The 15961-nt window shown below is 75.0% G+C and carries 15 protein-coding genes; 6 read left to right on the forward strand and 9 right to left on the reverse strand.

Annotated elements, in window-relative coordinates:
- Positions 1 to 32 precede the first annotated feature (32 nt).
- Positions 33 to 1064, reverse strand: a complete 1032-nt coding sequence (locus tag MUU72_RS17650; protein WP_248014248.1) for a methyltransferase — start codon at positions 1062 to 1064, stop codon at positions 33 to 35.
- 313 nt (positions 1065 to 1377) lie between these two features.
- On the opposite strand from MUU72_RS17650, the gene MUU72_RS17655 reads away from it, so the two are divergent.
- Entirely contained in the window at positions 1378 to 2631 is a 1254-nt protein-coding gene (locus MUU72_RS17655; RefSeq protein WP_248014249.1) for an amidohydrolase, read from the forward strand.
- Between the two features lie 218 nt (positions 2632 to 2849).
- Complete coding sequence (locus MUU72_RS17660; RefSeq protein WP_248014250.1) at positions 2850 to 4019, forward strand: MerR family transcriptional regulator; 1170 nt, start codon at positions 2850 to 2852, stop codon at positions 4017 to 4019.
- Positions 4020 to 4158: 139 nt separating this feature from the next.
- On the opposite strand, the gene MUU72_RS17665 is transcribed toward MUU72_RS17660, so the two are convergent.
- The 3 genes from MUU72_RS17665 to MUU72_RS17675 form a co-directional block, all read right to left on the reverse strand.
- On the reverse strand, positions 4159 to 5448 hold the full coding sequence (locus MUU72_RS17665) for an NAD(P)/FAD-dependent oxidoreductase (protein ID WP_248014251.1): 1290 nt from the start codon (positions 5446 to 5448) through the stop codon (positions 4159 to 4161).
- A 343-nt stretch (positions 5449 to 5791) separates the two neighbouring features.
- Complete coding sequence (locus MUU72_RS17670) at positions 5792 to 6790, reverse strand: sulfite exporter TauE/SafE family protein (protein ID WP_248014252.1); 999 nt, start codon at positions 6788 to 6790, stop codon at positions 5792 to 5794.
- Positions 6791 to 6796: 6 nt separating this feature from the next.
- Entirely contained in the window at positions 6797 to 7651 is an 855-nt protein-coding gene (locus MUU72_RS17675; protein WP_248014253.1) for a GntR family transcriptional regulator, read from the reverse strand.
- Between the two features lie 227 nt (positions 7652 to 7878).
- Between MUU72_RS17675 and MUU72_RS17680 the strand changes: the two genes are divergently transcribed.
- On the forward strand, positions 7879 to 9384 hold the full coding sequence (locus MUU72_RS17680) for a rhodanese-like domain-containing protein (protein ID WP_248014254.1): 1506 nt from the start codon (positions 7879 to 7881) through the stop codon (positions 9382 to 9384).
- Between the two features lie 386 nt (positions 9385 to 9770).
- On the opposite strand, the gene MUU72_RS17685 is transcribed toward MUU72_RS17680, so the two are convergent.
- On the reverse strand, positions 9771 to 11177 hold the full coding sequence (locus tag MUU72_RS17685; RefSeq protein WP_308403832.1) for an MFS transporter: 1407 nt from the start codon (positions 11175 to 11177) through the stop codon (positions 9771 to 9773).
- A gap of 658 nt (positions 11178 to 11835) precedes the next feature.
- Here MUU72_RS17685 and MUU72_RS17695 point away from each other — a divergent pair.
- The 3 genes from MUU72_RS17695 (at position 11836) to MUU72_RS17705 (ending at position 13148) form a co-directional block, all read left to right on the forward strand.
- Positions 11836 to 12360, forward strand: a complete 525-nt coding sequence (locus MUU72_RS17695; protein WP_248014256.1) for an AMP-binding protein — start codon at positions 11836 to 11838, stop codon at positions 12358 to 12360.
- A gap of 114 nt (positions 12361 to 12474) precedes the next feature.
- Complete coding sequence (locus MUU72_RS17700; protein WP_248014257.1) at positions 12475 to 12648, forward strand: hypothetical protein; 174 nt, start codon at positions 12475 to 12477, stop codon at positions 12646 to 12648.
- Positions 12649 to 12830: 182 nt separating this feature from the next.
- On the forward strand, positions 12831 to 13148 hold the full coding sequence (locus MUU72_RS17705) for a hypothetical protein (RefSeq protein WP_248014343.1): 318 nt from the start codon (positions 12831 to 12833) through the stop codon (positions 13146 to 13148).
- A 47-nt stretch (positions 13149 to 13195) separates the two neighbouring features.
- Here MUU72_RS17705 and mscL read toward each other — a convergent pair whose 3' ends face one another.
- From mscL to MUU72_RS17725, 4 genes are all read right to left on the reverse strand, one after another.
- Complete coding sequence (mscL, locus tag MUU72_RS17710) at positions 13196 to 13711, reverse strand: large conductance mechanosensitive channel protein MscL (RefSeq protein ID WP_308403833.1); 516 nt, start codon at positions 13709 to 13711, stop codon at positions 13196 to 13198.
- 57 nt (positions 13712 to 13768) lie between these two features.
- Positions 13769 to 13948, reverse strand: coding sequence for a hypothetical protein (locus MUU72_RS17715; protein WP_248014258.1), 180 nt, complete (start codon positions 13946 to 13948; stop codon positions 13769 to 13771).
- A 652-nt stretch (positions 13949 to 14600) separates the two neighbouring features.
- The gene (locus MUU72_RS17720; RefSeq protein ID WP_248014259.1) at positions 14601 to 15434 is read right to left on the reverse strand and encodes an S-methyl-5'-thioadenosine phosphorylase; all 834 of its coding nucleotides are present in this window, start codon (positions 15432 to 15434) and stop codon (positions 14601 to 14603) included.
- 125 nt (positions 15435 to 15559) lie between these two features.
- A complete protein-coding gene (locus MUU72_RS17725; RefSeq protein WP_248014260.1) occupies positions 15560 to 15892 on the reverse strand; it encodes an FmdB family zinc ribbon protein in 333 nt (110 codons plus the stop codon).
- Between the last annotated feature and the right edge of the window lie 69 nt (positions 15893 to 15961).

Raw genomic sequence — 15961 nt, forward strand, 5'->3', positions numbered from 1 at the left:
GCGGCGTGTCCGGGGCGGTGCGGCGCGGGCGGTCAGTCGGCGACGGCCTCGACGACGGAGGAGTAGCTCGCCGTCGGCAGGACGCGGGTCAGGCGGAAGCCGCCCGCGGCCAGCAGCGCGGCGAACTCGTCGGCGTTCCGCTCCCGGCCGTCCAGCACGGCCAGCATGGCCACGTCCATGGTCTTGCCGAAGTGCGGGGCGTTCCCGGGCGGCAGGACGCAGTCGGCGATCAGCAGGCGGCTGCCGGGCGCCATCGCCGCGCGGCAGGTGCGCAGCAGCCGGCGGCAGGCGTCGTCCGGCCAGTCGTGCAGCACGTGCTTGAGGATGTAGACGTCGCCGCCCTGCGGGACGGCGGCGAAGAAGTCGCCCTCCTGGGTGCGCCAGCGGCCCTTGAGGTCGTCGGTGTCCAGGAGGTGGTGGGCCAGCGGCGGCGCCAGGTCGAAGAGGACGCCGGTCAGCTGCGGGTGGCGGCGGAGCACGGCGCGCAGCAGGCCGCCGCGGCCGCCGCCGACGTCCACGACGGTCCCGGTGTCCGGGAAGGGGTAGGCGGCGGCCACCGCCTCGTCCACCGGGGCGGCCAGGGAGGACATCCCGGCGTCGAAGAGCTCCCGCTGCGCCGGATCCGACTCCAGGTGGACGAAGAGCGGGGCGCCGAAGAGCCGTTCGAAGGCCGCACCGCCGTACCGCACCGCCTCCGTCAGGCCGGCGGAGGTCCGCAGGAACAGGTCGTCGGTGAGCATCAGCACGGCCGGGAGCAGCGAGTCCGGTGCGTCGCTGCGGAGCCGGCGGGCGGCCGGCGTCAGCTGGTACGCGCCGGCGGTGTCCTCGCGGAAGATGCCGCGCGCGGCGAGGTAGCGCAGCACCCGGCGCAGGTGCGGGGCGTGGGTGCCGGTGGCGGCGGCGAGCTGTTCGGGGGTGCGCGGGCCCGCCGCGAGGTGGTCGGCGATGCGGTAGTGGGCGGCGGTGCGCAGGGCGGCGGAGAACAGGTGCCCCATGGCCTGGTCCATGAGGTGGGTCGCCAGGTCGCCGGGTTCGTCCGCCGGTCGGGTGGGGGTAGGGGCCAACGTCAGCCTCCGGTCGTCGGCTCGGGCCTGCCGCCGCACCACGTGGCGGGCCTGGCGCGGGCAGGTGGTCCTGGGTCGGGCAGGGGGAACCCACCCGTCGGGCTCGGTGATCCACGGTCGCAGGCGGGCGCGGTGGTGTCACGGGGGTGCGGCGCCGACCCGTCGCGTACCGGCCAGCGAGGACGCGCCGGACGGTGGGCGGCGGGCGCTGCGAAGCACGGGGGAGCCGGTGCGGGGCGGTGCGCCGGACGGGGTGCGGCCGGGGGCGCACCAGGGGGCGGACGGCGCGGACGCTCCATGGTCGAATGCGCCTATGAGCGACAGTGACCACACCTTCCCCGCACCCGTCCTGGAACCGCTCGACGCCCGCCTCGCGGACCTCGTGGCGCTCTACGAAGACCTGCACCGCCACCCCGAACTCGCCTTCGAGGAAACCCGTACGGCCGCGGAGGTGGCCCGCCGGCTGACCGGCCACGGCTACGACGTCACCACCGGCATCGGCGTCACCGGCGTCACCGGCGTGCTGCGCAACGGCCCGGGGCCGGTGGTGCTGCTGCGCGCCGACATGGACGCGCTGCCGGTGACCGAGGACTCCGGCCTGCCGTACGCCTCCACCGTCCCCGGGCGGATGCACGCCTGCGGGCACGACGTCCACGTGACCTGCCTGCTGGGCGCCGCGGACCTGCTCGCGGCCGGCCGCGCCCACTGGTCCGGCACGCTGGTGGTGCTCTTCCAGCCCGCCGAGGAGGCCGGCAGCGGAGCCCGGCGGATGCTCGACGACGGCCTCTACAGCAAGGGCCTGGTGCCCACCCCCGATGCGGTGCTGGCCCAGCACGTCGCCCCGTTCGGCGCCGGGCTGATCGCGTACTGCCCGGGCGCCTGCATGGCCGCCGCGGACAGCCTGCGGATCACCTTCCACGGCACCGGCGGCCACGGCTCGCGGCCGGAGTCGACGGTGGACCCGGTCCTGATGGCGGCGGCGTTCGTCCAGCGGGTGCAGTCGGTGGTGGCGCGGGAGATCGCGGCGAAGGACCAGGCGGTGGTCACGGTCGGCTCGTTCCACGCCGGGGACAGCGCCAACGTGATCCCGGACCGCGCCGTCGTCCAGCTCAGCGTCCGCAGCTTCGATCCGCACGTGCGGACCGCGGTGCTGGCCGCCATCGACCGCATCGCGCGCGCCGAGGCGACCGCGTCCGGCGCCGAGCGGGAACCGGAGACGGAGGCGCTCGACTCCTTCCCCGTCACGGTCAACGACGCGGACCTGCTGCGGGACGTCAACGAGGGCTTCACCCGCCTCTTCGGCCCCGAGCGGGTGTTCGCCTACGAGCCGGCGACCGGCAGCGAGGACGCCGGGCTGCTGGCGACCGCCGCCGGGGCCCCGCTGTACTACTGGTGGCTGGGCGGCTGGGACCCCGAGGCGTTCCGCACCGCCCTGGCGGCCGGGCGGCTCGCCCAGGACATCCCCTCCAACCACTCCCCGCACTTCGTCCCGGTCGTCCGGCCGACCCTCACCATGGGCGTCCAGGCCCTGACGGCCGCGGCCCTGACCCGTCTGGACACCCCGTAAGGGGTGCGGCCCGGGGGCGGCGGCACCGCGCCGGGCCGTCCCCGGGCCCCCGGGGCCGCCGTTGACCTTGCCCCTGGGGGAAGGCCCAGCATCGGTGGGGCCGGGCCGGGGGCCCGGTACGAGGAGGCGGACGGGTCCGCCGGGGCGGCCGTGCGTGCCGCTCCCCGGCGGGCTGCGGCCGGTGGCGGGCGGAGACGCGGCGGAGGGAGGTACGGCCGGTGGACGGGGGACTGCTGACCATCGGGGCGTTCGCCCGGGCCGCCCGGCTCTCGCCCAAGGCCCTGCGCCTGTACGACGAGCTGGGCCTGCTGACCCCCGCCCACGTCGACCCGCACAGCGGCTACCGCCGCTACGCCCCGGCCCAGTTGGAGCGGGCCCGGCTGGTCGCCTGGCTGCGCCGGCTCGGGATGCCGCTGGCCCGGATCCGCGAGGTGTGCGAGCTGGCACCGGGGCCCGCGGCCCGGGCGGTCGCCGCGTACTGGGCGCAGGTCGAGGCCGAGGTCGCCGCCCGCCGGGACCTGGCCGCCTTCCTCGTCGACCAGTTGGCACGGAAGGACCCCGCGATGACCGAGCAACACCCGCAGCCCACCCAGCCGTTGACGCTGCGCTGCGCCGCCCTCACGGACCAGGGGCTGGTCCGCACCGTCCACCAGGACGCCGCCTACGCCGGCCGGCGCCTGCTGGCGGTGGCCGACGGCTTCGGACCCGGGGGCGGCCCGGCGGCCACCGCCGCCATCGAGGCGCTCAAGGCCCTGGAGGACCGGGACCTGACCGGCCTGCCCGCCGCGGACCTGCCGGGCGTCCTGGCGGCGGCGGCCCTGCCCGCCCACCGGGCCGCGCACGGGGCGGACGGCCCCGAGGGAGCGGCGGCGGGAACGGGGGGCGGTGCGGCCGGGGCCGGGGACAGGGCGATGACCGGTAGCACCCTCACCGCCCTGCTGCACTCCGGTTCCCGGCTGGCGCTGCTGCACCTCGGCGACTCCCGCGCGTACGTCCTGCGCGACTCCGGCCTCTTCCGGATCACCCACGACCACAGCGTGGTCCAGTCCCTCATCGACGAGGGGCGGCTCACGCCCGAGGAGGCGCCGTCGCACCCGCAGCGGTCCCTGCTGCTGCGGGCGCTGGGCGGCGGCACCGACTTCGCCCCCGACCTCGACGTCCTGGACGCCCGGCCCCAGGAGCGCTACCTGCTCTGCACGGACGGCCTGACCGGCGTCGTCCCGCCGGAGGCGATCCGGGCGGCCCTCACCGGGGCGGCCACCCCGCAGCAGGCCGTCACCGACCTCGTCCGCCTCACCCGCGAGGCGGGCGCCCCGGACAACGTGGGCTGCGTGGTGGCCGACCTGGTGGGGGAGGGGGCGGGGGTGCAGGGGCCGTGGGGGCCGTAGGGGCCTGCCTCCGGGTGGTCTCCGGGGCCGGGCCGGGCCGGGCCGGTCTCCGGGTCCGGGCCGGTCTCCGGGCTCCGGTTTCGCTCCGGTCCGGGGGCGCCGTCTTCCGCCGGCCGGTCGTCGCGTCCCGGTCCCCCGGCTACGCCCGGCCCTTGAGCATCCCCTGGAAGTACAGCTGCGGCAGGCCGTACCGCTTCAGGAACCACATGTCGGTGCGCTCCCGGGTGGTGTCCAGGAAGGGGAACGAGGGCGCCGGGCGGAGGTCGTAGTCGAACTCCGCCAGCACCATCTTGTGCCGGGCGGTGACCAGCGGGCAGGAGGTGTAGCCGTCGTAGCGGGCGGCGGCCGGCCGGCCCCGGAGACCGGCGAGGAGGTTGGCGACGACCACCGGGGCCTGTTTGCGGATCGCCGCGCCGGTCTTGGAGGTCGGGAGGTTCGCGACGTCCCCCAGGGCGAAAACGGTGGGGAAATCAGGGTGCCGGAGCGTGTGCGGATCCGCTGACACGTACCCGTAAGGGGATGCGGGGTCGGCCAGCGGGCCGTCCGCGACCCACTGCGGGGCGCGCTGCGGCGGGACCGCGTGCAGCAGGTCGTAGCGGACGGTCTCGGTGCGGCCGGTGGCGTGGTCGGTGAGGGCCGCGGCGCGCTCCGGCCCGTCCAGCCCGGTCAGTTCGGTGCGCAGGCGCACCTCGATGCCGTAGCGGCGGGCGGCCCCCTCCAGGGCACGGGCGAAGACCGGCACCTTGAAGAGGGACGGCTCCGGGAGCGCGAGGATGACGCGGATGTCGCCCAGGACCCCGCGCTTGCGCCAGTGGTCCGCGGCCAGGTACGCGATCTTCTGCGGGGCGCCACCGCACTTGACCGGCCCGGACGGCATGGAGAACACCGCGGTGCCGCGCCGCATCCGGCGGATCAGCTCCCAGGTGTACGGGGCGAGGTCGGCCCGGTAGTTGCTGCTCACCCCGTCGTGGCCGACGGCCGCCGCCAGCCCCGGCACCCCGTCCCAGTCGAGGCTCAGCCCCGGGGCCAGGACCAGCCACTCGTAGGAGACGACCCGGCCGGCGGCGGTGGTGACGGTACGGGCCACCGGGTCGACGGCGGTGGCCCGCTCGCGCAGCCAGCGCACGCCGGGCGGGATGACCTCGGCCTCCGGGCGCAGGGCCGCCCGCAACGGCGCCTGGCCGCCGCCGACCAGTGTCCACAGCGGCTGGTACCAGTGCGTCTCGGCGGGCTCCAGCAGCGCGACGTCCCGCAGCCCGGCACGCCGTAACCGGGCGGCAACGGTGATGCCCGCGGTCCCGCCCCCGACGATGAGGACCTGGTGGTGGGGGCGGTGGGGAGGGGCGGGCTCGGGGGCGGTTGCGGAGACGGGTGCCGGGTCGGTGCTGGGTGCCGGGGCCGGTGCCGGTCGGTCTGCTGACTGGGACATGGGGGGCTCCTGTCTTTCCGGATGGGGTGGTGGGTCGGGGGTTGGCTGGGGGTGGTGGGTCGGGGTGGCGAATCGGCGGTGGTGAGTGGGGAGGTGAGGTGGAGTGTGGTGTCTGGTGGGGAGCTTGCGGCTTGGGGGTGTGGTGCGCTGGGGGCTTGTGGGGTGGTCGTGGGTGGCGGTGGGCCTTGGGGGTGGGGGCTTTTGGGCCTTGCGTTTCGTGGCTGGGGTTGACCTTGGGTTTGGGCCTTCGCTTTGGGCCTTGGGTTTGGGCCTTGGGCGTTGGCTACCTGCTCCGTGGCCCGTCGGGGCTGTGGGTGGGTGGGCGGACGGGGAAGATCCGGGGCTAGAGGGCGGGCAGTGTGGTGGCCGCCATCGCCAGCGCGAGGACGGTGACCAGGGCGGCGAAGGAGGCGGTGAGGGCCTGCGGGCGGAGCCGGCCGGCGAGCCGGTTGCCGAGGTGGCTGCCGGTCGCGGCGCAGGCCGCGAGGGTGGCCAGCAGCGGCCAGTCCACGGACCCGGTACCGACCCGGGTGGCGAGCGCGGCACCGGAGTTGATGAGGATCACCAGCAGGGAGGTCCCGACGGCGACCGGCATCTCCAGCCCGAGGACGAGGGTCAGCGCCGGCACCACGACGAACCCGCCGCCCACCCCGAAGAACCCGGTCAGCAACCCGACGGAGGAAGCGGTCACGATGATCCGCAGCGGCCGGGGGCGGTTCCGGGGGGCTTGGTCGTGGTCCCGGGGCTGGTCGTGGCCCCGGGGCTGAGGGCGGTGAGTGCCCAGGGGGTGCCCCCGCACCCGTAAGGGAGGCGCTCCCGCCCGGAGGGGACGCTCTTCCGCCCCTGGGGAACGCTCCTCGGCCCGTACGGGGCGGGCCCGCGCCCCTGAGGGACGGGCGGGCACCCGTAAGCGGCGCAACGGCACCCGTAAGCGGCGCAGCCACCGCCCCGCCCGCCCCGGGGTGCTTCCCCGCGCCCCGCGGAGCGCCATCCCCGCGGCCACCACGAGCAGCAGCCCCGAGAACGCCGCCATCAGGGCCGTGGGGTCCAGGGCCGCGCTCCACCGGGAGCCGGCGAAGCTCCCGGCCGTACCCAGGGCACCGAACACCGCCCCGGCGCCCCAGCGGACCCGGCCGGCCCGGGCGTGGCAGACCAGGCCGCTGACCGCGCCGACCGCGACGACCACCAGGGCACCCGTGGTCGCCGCGTGCGGGGACTGGCCCAGCAGATAGACCAGGACGGGCACCGCCAGCACCGAACCGCCGCCGCCGAGCGCGCCCAGCAGCAGCCCGATCAGCAGACCGCAGGGCAGCGCCGCGACGGCTATGAGGACGGACGACACGGCCCGTTACGCCGACGGCGCCGCGGCGCGCGGGGCGAGGGCGACCGCCTGACTCGCGTCCGACCACTCGGCGACGAACGCGAAGCGGTCGCCGCGGACCACCGTCTCGCGCCACTCCACGGGCCGTTCACCGGCCCGCCCGAGCCGTTCGATGGCGAACGCCGCCTCGCGGTCGGCCAGTCCCAGCAGCCACGCCTGCCGGATGTCCGGGAGGAACGGAGCGATCCGTTCCCGCCCGCCGCTGACCTTCACCCCGCAGCGCCGCGCCAGCTCCCCGTAGAGCGAGGTGTGCCCGAAGTCCGCGTCCAGGAGGGGCTCGGCGACCTCCGCCGGGAGGTACGCGGTGTCGTGGGCGAGCGGTTCGCCGTCGGCGAGCCGGAGCCGCTCCAGGACCACCAGGGGCGCGTCCGGGACCAGCCCCAGGTGGCCGGCGACCACCGCGTCCGCGGTCCGTTCCAGCCGCAGCACCTCACTGCGCTGCTCCACGCCCTGCGCCTCCAGCTCGCGGAAGAGGCTGTAGAGGGAGCCGAGCGGCTGCTGTATGCGGCGGGTGTCGAGCCGGCTGGCGCGGCCGCGTTCGGCGATGACCAGGCCGTCCGCGCGCAGCTTGCGCAGCGCCTCCCGGACGGTGTGCCGGCTGACCTCGTACTCGCTCGTCAGCCGGTGCTCGGCCGGGAACTCCTCGGTGAACGCGCCCGATTCCATCCGGCGGCGCAGATCGGCCAGCAGCTGCGCCCACAGGGGCAGCGGTGACCCGCGGTCCAACGGGCGGGGACCGTAAGGGTCCTGGCCGCCGGGGTCGGCGCCACCGGGGGAGTTGCGGCCGTGCGCGCCCGTCGGGCGGTGCTGAGGCGGCGTCATATCGGTCCTCTCGTTCGTCATCCGGCCTGTCGCGGAAAGGGGCCCGGCTTGCCCCCCGCCCACCGGATACTTAATGTACGTACATCCGTGCATCCGCACAACGCGCCGCGGTATGCCCGACCGGAACCAGCCCACCCCCAACGCCCCGACCCCGACCCGCCCGAAGACCCCGCGGGCATCCGAACACCGGGCACCGCACCTGGCACCGCACCCCCTGGAGGCCGACCGTGCACTTCGCGCAGTACTACCTCGACTGCCTCTCCCAGGCGTCATACCTGATCGGCGATCAGGAGACCGGACGCGCCGTCCTCGTGGACCCCCGCCGCGACATCGACAGCTACCTGGCCGACGCCGAGGCGGCCGGCCTGCGCATCGAGCTGGTCATCGAGACCCACGTCCACGCCGACTTCCTCTCCGGCCACCTGGAGGCGGCCCGGGCGACCGGCGCCGAGATCGCCTTCGGCGAAGCCGCCGAAACCGGCTTCCCCATACGGCGGTTACGAGACGGCGAACGCATCTGCCTGGGCACCCCGCCGAATCCGGGACGGCAGCCCGCGACCGCACCAGGGGCCGCGGCCGAACCCGGTGCGGACCTCCAGCCCGCACCAGGGGCGAACATCCGGCAGCCCGCATCGGGGGCGAACATCCGGAAGGAATCCGGGGTCACCCTCACCGTCCTCGCCACCCCGGGCCACACCCCGGAATCCATCTGCCTGGTCATCAGGGAAAACCCCGACGACGAGGTCCCGTTCGGCGTCCTGACCGGCGACACCCTCTTCGTCGGCGACGTCGGCCGCCCCGACCTGCTCTCCGCCGCCGGCCACTCCCCCCAGGACATGGCCGCCCGCCTGTACCGCTCCCTGCACACCAAACTGCTGACCCTCCCGGACGCGACCCGGATTTTCCCCGCACACGGCGCCGGTTCCGCCTGCGGCCGCAGCATCTCCACCGAGACCAGCTCCACCATCGGCGACCAGCGTCGCCTGAACCACGCGCTCCAGCCCATGACCGAGGACGAGTTCGTCCGGCTGGTCACCGCCGGGCAGCCCACCGCCCCCGGATACTTCGCCCACGACGCGGCCCTCAACCGGGACGGCCACCCCCTGAGGGACCCCGCCCCGCCCGCCCCGCTCACCCTGACCGAGGCGCTCACCGCACGCGACGAGCACGGCGCCGCCCTGCTCGACTGCCGTCCGGCCGCCGCCTACGCCCGCGCCCACCTCGCCGGCTCGCTGCACGTCGGACTGGACACCCGGTTCGCGGAGTACGCCGGCACCGTGATCACCCCCGGCACCCCGATCGTCCTCCTGGCCGACCCGGGAACCGAGCACGAGGCCCGCCTCCGGCTCGCCCGGATCGGCTACGACCGGGTCCTGGGGCACCTGCCCGACCCGGCCGCGGCACTCGCCGGCGCCCCGGAACTCACCCGCCGCAGCGAGCGCCTCCACCTGGCCGACCTGCTCCCGCGGCTGTCCCTGGCGCCCGAGTCCGGAGCCCAGCTCATCGACGTCCGCAACCCGGCCGAGTACGCCACGGGCGCCCTGCCCGGCGCCCGCAACATCCCGCTCGCCGCCCTCCCCGCCCGGACCGCCGAACTCGACCCCTCCCGCCCCGTCATCCTCTACTGCCGCAGCGGCAACCGTTCACTGATCGCCGCCGCACTCCTCGAATCCCGCGGCTTCACCCACCTCACCGACCTCGCCGACGGCTTCACCCCAGCCCTGACCCCCTGACCCCCTGACCCCGAGGACCGAACCCGGGCCTCCGGGGCTGTGAGCCTCGGGGCCCACGGGCCTGGCGGCTCACGGGTTTGGTGGCCACGGGCCTGGCGGCTCACGGGCCTGGTGGCCACGGGCTTGGCGGTCCACGGGTTTGGTGGCCACGGGCTTGGTGGCCACGGCCCTGGCGGCCCACGGGTTTGGTGGCCACGGCCCTGGCGGCCCCCGGTCCTCGCGCCCGTGAGCCGCTCATCCTCGGCCCCCACCCTCGGCTTCTAACCCTTGGCCTACGAGCCCCGAACCCGCAGGCCCCGCCCCAGCCCCCTCCTCCGACCGCGCCCACTCCACCTCCCTCCGCTTCCTCCCCACGCCCCACCACCCGCTGCCCCTCACTCGGCTCCTCACTCATCACTCCCTCCCCACCACTCCCTCCCCTCCCGACCGCCCCGGCGCTCACCGTTCAGCCACCCACGCACCACCGGCACCACAACCCCCACCCAAACCCACACCACCCCTCCAACCACCGCCCCCACCAGGCACCCGACCGCAGACAGGGTGAGCAGCGGCAGGTGACCACCACTGGCCGACAACGCTTCCCCGGCCACCGGCGCCGCGGCAGAAGAACCCGAACCCGAACCCGCCCCCGTAAGGGCCAGCCCCAGCCCCGCCGTGCTGGTCAGCACGGACTTGGTGACGCCCGACGCCTCTCCCGCCCGTTCCCGCCGTACGACGGCCTGGGTACCCGTAAGGGCCAGCCCGCTGGCCACCCCCAGCGCGGCCGCCGCGCCCGTCGCAGCGAGCAGCAACCCCGCCGTCCCCCTAAGGGTTCCGGCGCTCCACAGCCCACCCCCGGCGACCGCCAGGCACAGCGCCATCACGGGACCGGCCGCCCGGGGCGGTACCCGTCCGGCCACCGGACCCCCGGCGGCCAACCCCGCGGCCGGAGCGAGAAACGCCGCCCCGGCGCCCAGCACCGACCACCCGCGCCCCTGCTGAAGCGCCAGCGGGATCGCGTACAGCAGCGCCACCGTCGCCGCGTTGGCGATCGCGCCCGCGGCGGTCAGGGCCACGTAGGGCCGATTGCGGAAGAGTGCGAGGTCCACCAGCGGGCCCGCCGCCCGCCGTTCCGCCCGTACGAACAGCGCACCGAGCAGCGCCGCCCCCGCCGCCCAGCCCCAGCCCTCCGGCTGCGCCGGCCAGCGCACCAGGCACACCAGGCACACCAGGACACCGGTCGCGGTCACCGCGCCGGCCACGTCGAACGGGTGCCTCGCCGCGCCCGCGTCCCGTGATTCGGCCGCCCGGCGGGCACACCCCGCGGTGGCCGCGGCGAGCGGCACCGTCAGCCAGAACACCGCCCGCCAGGAGGCCACCTCGGCCAGCGCCGCGCCGACGAACGGGCCGCCCACGGTGGCCAGTCCGGCCAGGCCCAGCGCCCGCCCGGTGCGCCGCCGCGCCTCGGCGGGCGGGCAGGCGTTCGTGAGCAGTGCCAGCCCGGCGGGCATGATGAGCGCCCCGCCCGTGCCCTGCACCACCCGCGCCGCCACCAGGAACGGCAACGAGGGCGCCAGCGCACAGAGAGCAGCGCTCACACCGAAGAGCGCCGCCCCCAGGCGCAACATCCGCCGCCGCCCGTACAGATCGGCCAGCCGCCCGGCGACCGGCATCAGCGAACCGGCCGCCAGCAGATACCCGCTCACCACCCACGGCACCATGCCCGCGCCACCGGGCAGACCGCCCCGGAGAACCGGCAGCACCGCATTCAACGCAAACGAATCCAACTGCACGCAGAACGCCCCCACCGCCACCGCCCGCCCCGCCCAACGGCCCCCCGCCCAACGGCCCCGCGCCCCCGACCTGTTCCGCCCACCCCCGAGCCCCCGACGACCCCCACGCCCCCACTCCAACCCCCGGGAAGCAACCCCGCCAACGAACCGCGAGAAGACGACCCCGGCCCGGCACCTCGCCAAGCCCGCCGACAGGACCACCCGCGCGGCCGCCCCCGGCACCACCCCAACGACCGCCCACCACCCCGCCCGACCCGCACCACAGCCACGAAAACGGCGATCAGGGACATGACGACCACAGAATCGAGGGCCCCGGGATCGAAGACCCCAGGAACGAAGGCCCCGGGAACAACGGCAACACGAACGACGGCAACGGTGGTGGACATCATGGTCAGCGCCATGGAACGGACAACCCGCCTCTCACACCATGCGCAAGCGAAAACCGAGGAAGCGACACAGCAAGGGGAGGGATGAAGTGCACCGGACCGGGGCAGGAAGAGGCGGGAGCCCACGACCGGGCTTCCGCAGAACACCCGGCGCCGGGCACTGCCGCGCGGGGTGCGGGAAGGGGCGGCGCGGACCCCGTGGAGCGGGAGCCGTACGGTCCCCGTGGTCCGTACAGCGGACGTTCAGCGATCGTTGATCGCTGATCTCCATGCTGGAGCGCATGTTGCGCCGTGTGACTTCAGAGCATGCAGATGACCTCCGGGGAACGCAAGAGCCCGATGCGTCGCAGATCGCCCTCACCTGGAGTGGGGAACCGGGCCGCCTGGAGGAGCTGACGCACGGCATGCTCCTGGAGCAGGCCGACCGGGCGGCGGCCGCCCTCGCCCGCTACGGGGTGCGGGCCGGTGACCGGGTCGCGGTGCACCTGCCGCTCGTACCGGAGTCGGTGATCGCCACGCTGGCCTGCGGCCGGCTGGACGCGATACGCACCACCCTGCCGGTCTCGCTGACCGTCCCCGAACTCGCCGCGCGCATCCGGGAGTCGGGGACGCGGGTGCTGATCACGGCGGACGCGGCGTTCTGGGACGGTTCCGTGCGGCCGGTGAAGCCGCTGCTGGACCACGCGCTGGCGCGCGCCGCCGCCACCGACGCGACCGCTCTGCCGCGCACCGTCCTGGTGGTGAACCGCTGCTCCCGCCCGGTCTCCTGGAAGCCCGGCCGCGACAAGTGGTGGCACGAGGCCCTGACCACCAGCTGACCACCTCCGCCACCGGCCGGCAGGCCACCCCGATGCCCCGCCCAACGGGCCGGGCGTCTCCGGCGCTCCTAGCGTGGGCCTTCCCGCCCCTTTCCCCGCAGGAAGCCGCCGCCCATGCCTCGACGCGCAGCCCGCAGCCACCACCCCCAGCCCTGCCCGCTCCCCGGCTCGGAACGCGGCCGGCCGCTCGGCCGCGGCCACGCCGAGCACGGCCCGCCGACCCGCCCGCCCAACGTGCACGGCCCGCACCCGATACCCACCCACGAACACGGAAGCCGCGAATCCTGACCGGACAGGGCAGCCAGGACACCTGACCGGCCCGACGCCGCGCCCCAATGCCGCCCGCCCCGGCACCGCACCCTCGACGCCGCGCCCGCGTGGCCTGGCCCGACCGGTGCGACGGACGAGGTGGGGGCGGCAGCTCCTGACGGGCACCCGTCTCCCGAGGGGCCCGCCCGTACCCTGGAAGGGTGAGCACCAACCCCGCCCCAGCCCCGGAGCCGGACTCCCGGCCCGACCCCGCCCCCGGCACCGATCTCGGCACCGATGCCGCGACCGATTCCGGCGCCTACACCGAGGACGGCCCGGCGGCCGGCCCCACGCGCCCGTCCCCCCAGTCGCCGCGACCCCAGGGGCGGAACGCCGCCGCGGCGCTGATCTTCGATGATCCGTTGAGCCAGCGGTCGGCCGATGACAGTGACCGCGGCTGGGGCGAGCGGCCCACGAGCAGCGGCAGCGCGGCCGATCTCGCGCGCTTCCTCGACGAGAAGCCGCCCCACCACCTCTGATCCGAGCGAGGCGAAGGGGCGGCGGGAACATGCCGGCCGGCGCGCCCCTAGTGCTGGGACTTCTGGCTGATGATGGCCGCCGAGGCCGTCCCGGACAGGGCGGCGGAGGCGCCGTCGCGCTGGGCGAGCAGGTCGCGGATCTCGGTGAGCAGCTCGACCTCGGTCGGTGCCGCCGGGGTGCCGTCCATCGCCTTCTTCGCGTCCTGCCGGGCCTTCCACTTGTTCATCGGCAGGATCATGAGGAAGTAGACGACCGCCGCGGTGATCAGGAACGTCAGCGCCGCGCTGAGCACCGAGCCCCAGAGGATGTAGATGCCGTCCACGTACTGGCCGGTCTTCTTGTCCACCCCGCAGGTGGTCAGGCAGGTCTGGTAGTTGTCGAGGTTCTGCGAGCCGAAGGCACCGACGATCGGGTTGATGACGCCCTTGACCACCGCGTTGACGATGTTGGTGAACGCCGCACCGACGACGACCGCCACCGCGAGTTCGATGACGTTGCCACGCATCAGGAATTCCTTGAATCCCTGAAGGACGCTCTTGCTCTCGCCCTTGTTCTCGCTCACCTGACAGCCTCTTTCCACGCTTGCTCTGGACGGTGCACCGACGATCAGCACCGCAACTTACGGCAGGGCGGGGCGGGGGTGTCCAATCACGCAACTCGAACCGGCGATCGGCCAGAGCGCCAGTACGGATATCCGCCCAGATACCGGGCACACCAGCGCCACCGTGAACGCCACCGCCACCGTGAACGCCACCATGAGCGCCATGAACGCGCTGGGCGCCACGGACCCCGCGGACACCAGGGGCTGTCCGGACGGGTGCCGGAGGGCGGTGGGACGGCCCGCTGGGGAGGGCCCGTGCCGTAGTGGGGGACGCGATGGTGAGGGATGCGGTGGTGCCGACAGCGGTGTCGGCGTCGGCGGCGGTGCGGGCGCGCCTCCGTAAGAGGTGCCCGGCAGGTGCCCGGCCACCCGGAGAAGTTTTCCGTGCCGGGCCGCGGGACGCCACTCGATCTTGGCGCGCGGGGAGCAGGGCGGCCACCGTCACCGCCCCCCGGAGGCCGGCGCGGCGGGGCAGGCGGAGGCGGGCGGGCCGGTGCGTAACGGGGCGTCCGATACGCCTGTGGCCAGGGCCGCGGCGGCAGCCGCGAGGGTGGCGGCGAGCCATCGGCGGCGCACCGGTCCGGACCAGCGGGCGCGGAGGCCGCCGATGCGGATGGGCGCGAAGTGCGGCACGTCACACCGCGGGGGAGTGGGCAGGGAGGGGAGGAGGGAGGGCATGGTCATCACCGCCTGGGGTGCGGAAGCGGGCCCGCCGTTCGGACCCGGCGCTCACCACCGTGCCGCATTCCGCCGCCGCCCGCGCCGGCCTGTGGACAGCCCCTGAGGCTGTGGAAAACCCCGTCACCCTCCAGGGCGCGGACGGCGCCCCGGCCCCGCCCGGCCCTGCCCCCTACGGCAGCTCGATCCCCAGCTCCCACCCCTGGTGGGCGTCCGTGCACAGGCAGGCGCGTTCGGCGGTGGCGGGCAGGGCTGCGACGGTGTCGAAGAGGACCTCGCGCAGGCGGCTGATGTTCGCGCCGAAGACCTTCAGGACCTCGTCATGCGAGACGCCCTCGCCGGTCTCGGTGCCCGCGTCCAGGTCGGTGACCAGGGTCAGTGAGGTGTAGCAGAGGCTCAGTTCCCGGGCGAGGACGGCCTCGGGATGGCCGGTCATGCCGACCACCGACCAGCCCTGGGCGGCGTGCCAGCGCGATTCGGCGCGGGTGGAGAAGCGCGGCCCCTCGATGACCACCAGGGTGCCGCCGTCGACCGGTTCCCAGTCGCGGCCGCGGGCGGCGTCGAGGGCCACCCGGCGGCCGGTGGGGCAGTACGGGTCGGCGAAGGTGAGGTGGACGACGTGGGGGACGCTGCCGTCGGGGCGCGGTTCCCCGTCGAAGTAGGTCTGGGCCCGGGACTTGGTGCGGTCCACCAGCTGGTCGGGGACGAGCAGGGTGCCGGGCCCGTACTCCGGGCGCAGCCCGCCGACCGCGCACGGGCCGAGGACCTGGCGGACGCCGACGGAGCGCAGGGCCCAGAGGTTGGCGCGGTAGTTGATGCGGTGCGGCGGGAGGTGGTGGCCGCGGCCGTGCCGGGGCAGGAAGGCGACCGAGCGGCCGGCGATCTCGCCCAGGAAGAGGGAGTCGCTGGGGCTCCCGTAGGGGGTGTCCACCGTGATCTCGGTCACGTCGTCGAGGAAGGAGTAGAACCCCGACCCGCCGATAACGCCAATCTCCGCGTCAGCCATGCGATCACCCTAGCGGGGGCCGGGGAGGGCCCGCCGGTGAGCCGCCGGATCCCCTCACCGCCCGCCCGGAACGCCGAAGGCCCCACCGTCCCGTAGGGGAGGCGGGGCCGGGGCCGGAGCTCGGGTCAGGCGGCCGAACCGGTGCTCGCCGAGGCCGTCGACTTGCTGTCCGAGGAGGACGACGAGGTCGAGGACGACGTCGACGAAGAGGTCGACGAGGACGAAGAAGAGGAGGTCGACGTCGAGGACGAGGACGACGACGGGCTGCTGCTGGACGACGAGCCGCGGCTGTCGTTGCGGTAGAAGCCGGAGCCCTTGAAGACGATGCCGACCGCCGAGAAGACCTTCTTGAGGCGGCCGTTGCAGTTGGGGCACTCGGTGAGCGCGTCGTCGGTGAACTTCTGCACGGCCTCAAGGCCCTCGCCGCACGCGGTGCACTGGTACTGGTAGGTCGGCACTTGACTTCCTCCTGGCACTCTCACTCATTGAGTGCTAACGACGCTCCATATTGCAGTATTCCGGCGCGT

Origin of the sequence: Streptomyces rhizoryzae, assembly GCF_023155275.1 — a bacterium.
In the GTDB taxonomy this organism is placed as follows: Bacteria; Actinomycetota; Actinomycetes; order Streptomycetales; family Streptomycetaceae; genus Streptomyces; species Streptomyces rhizoryzae.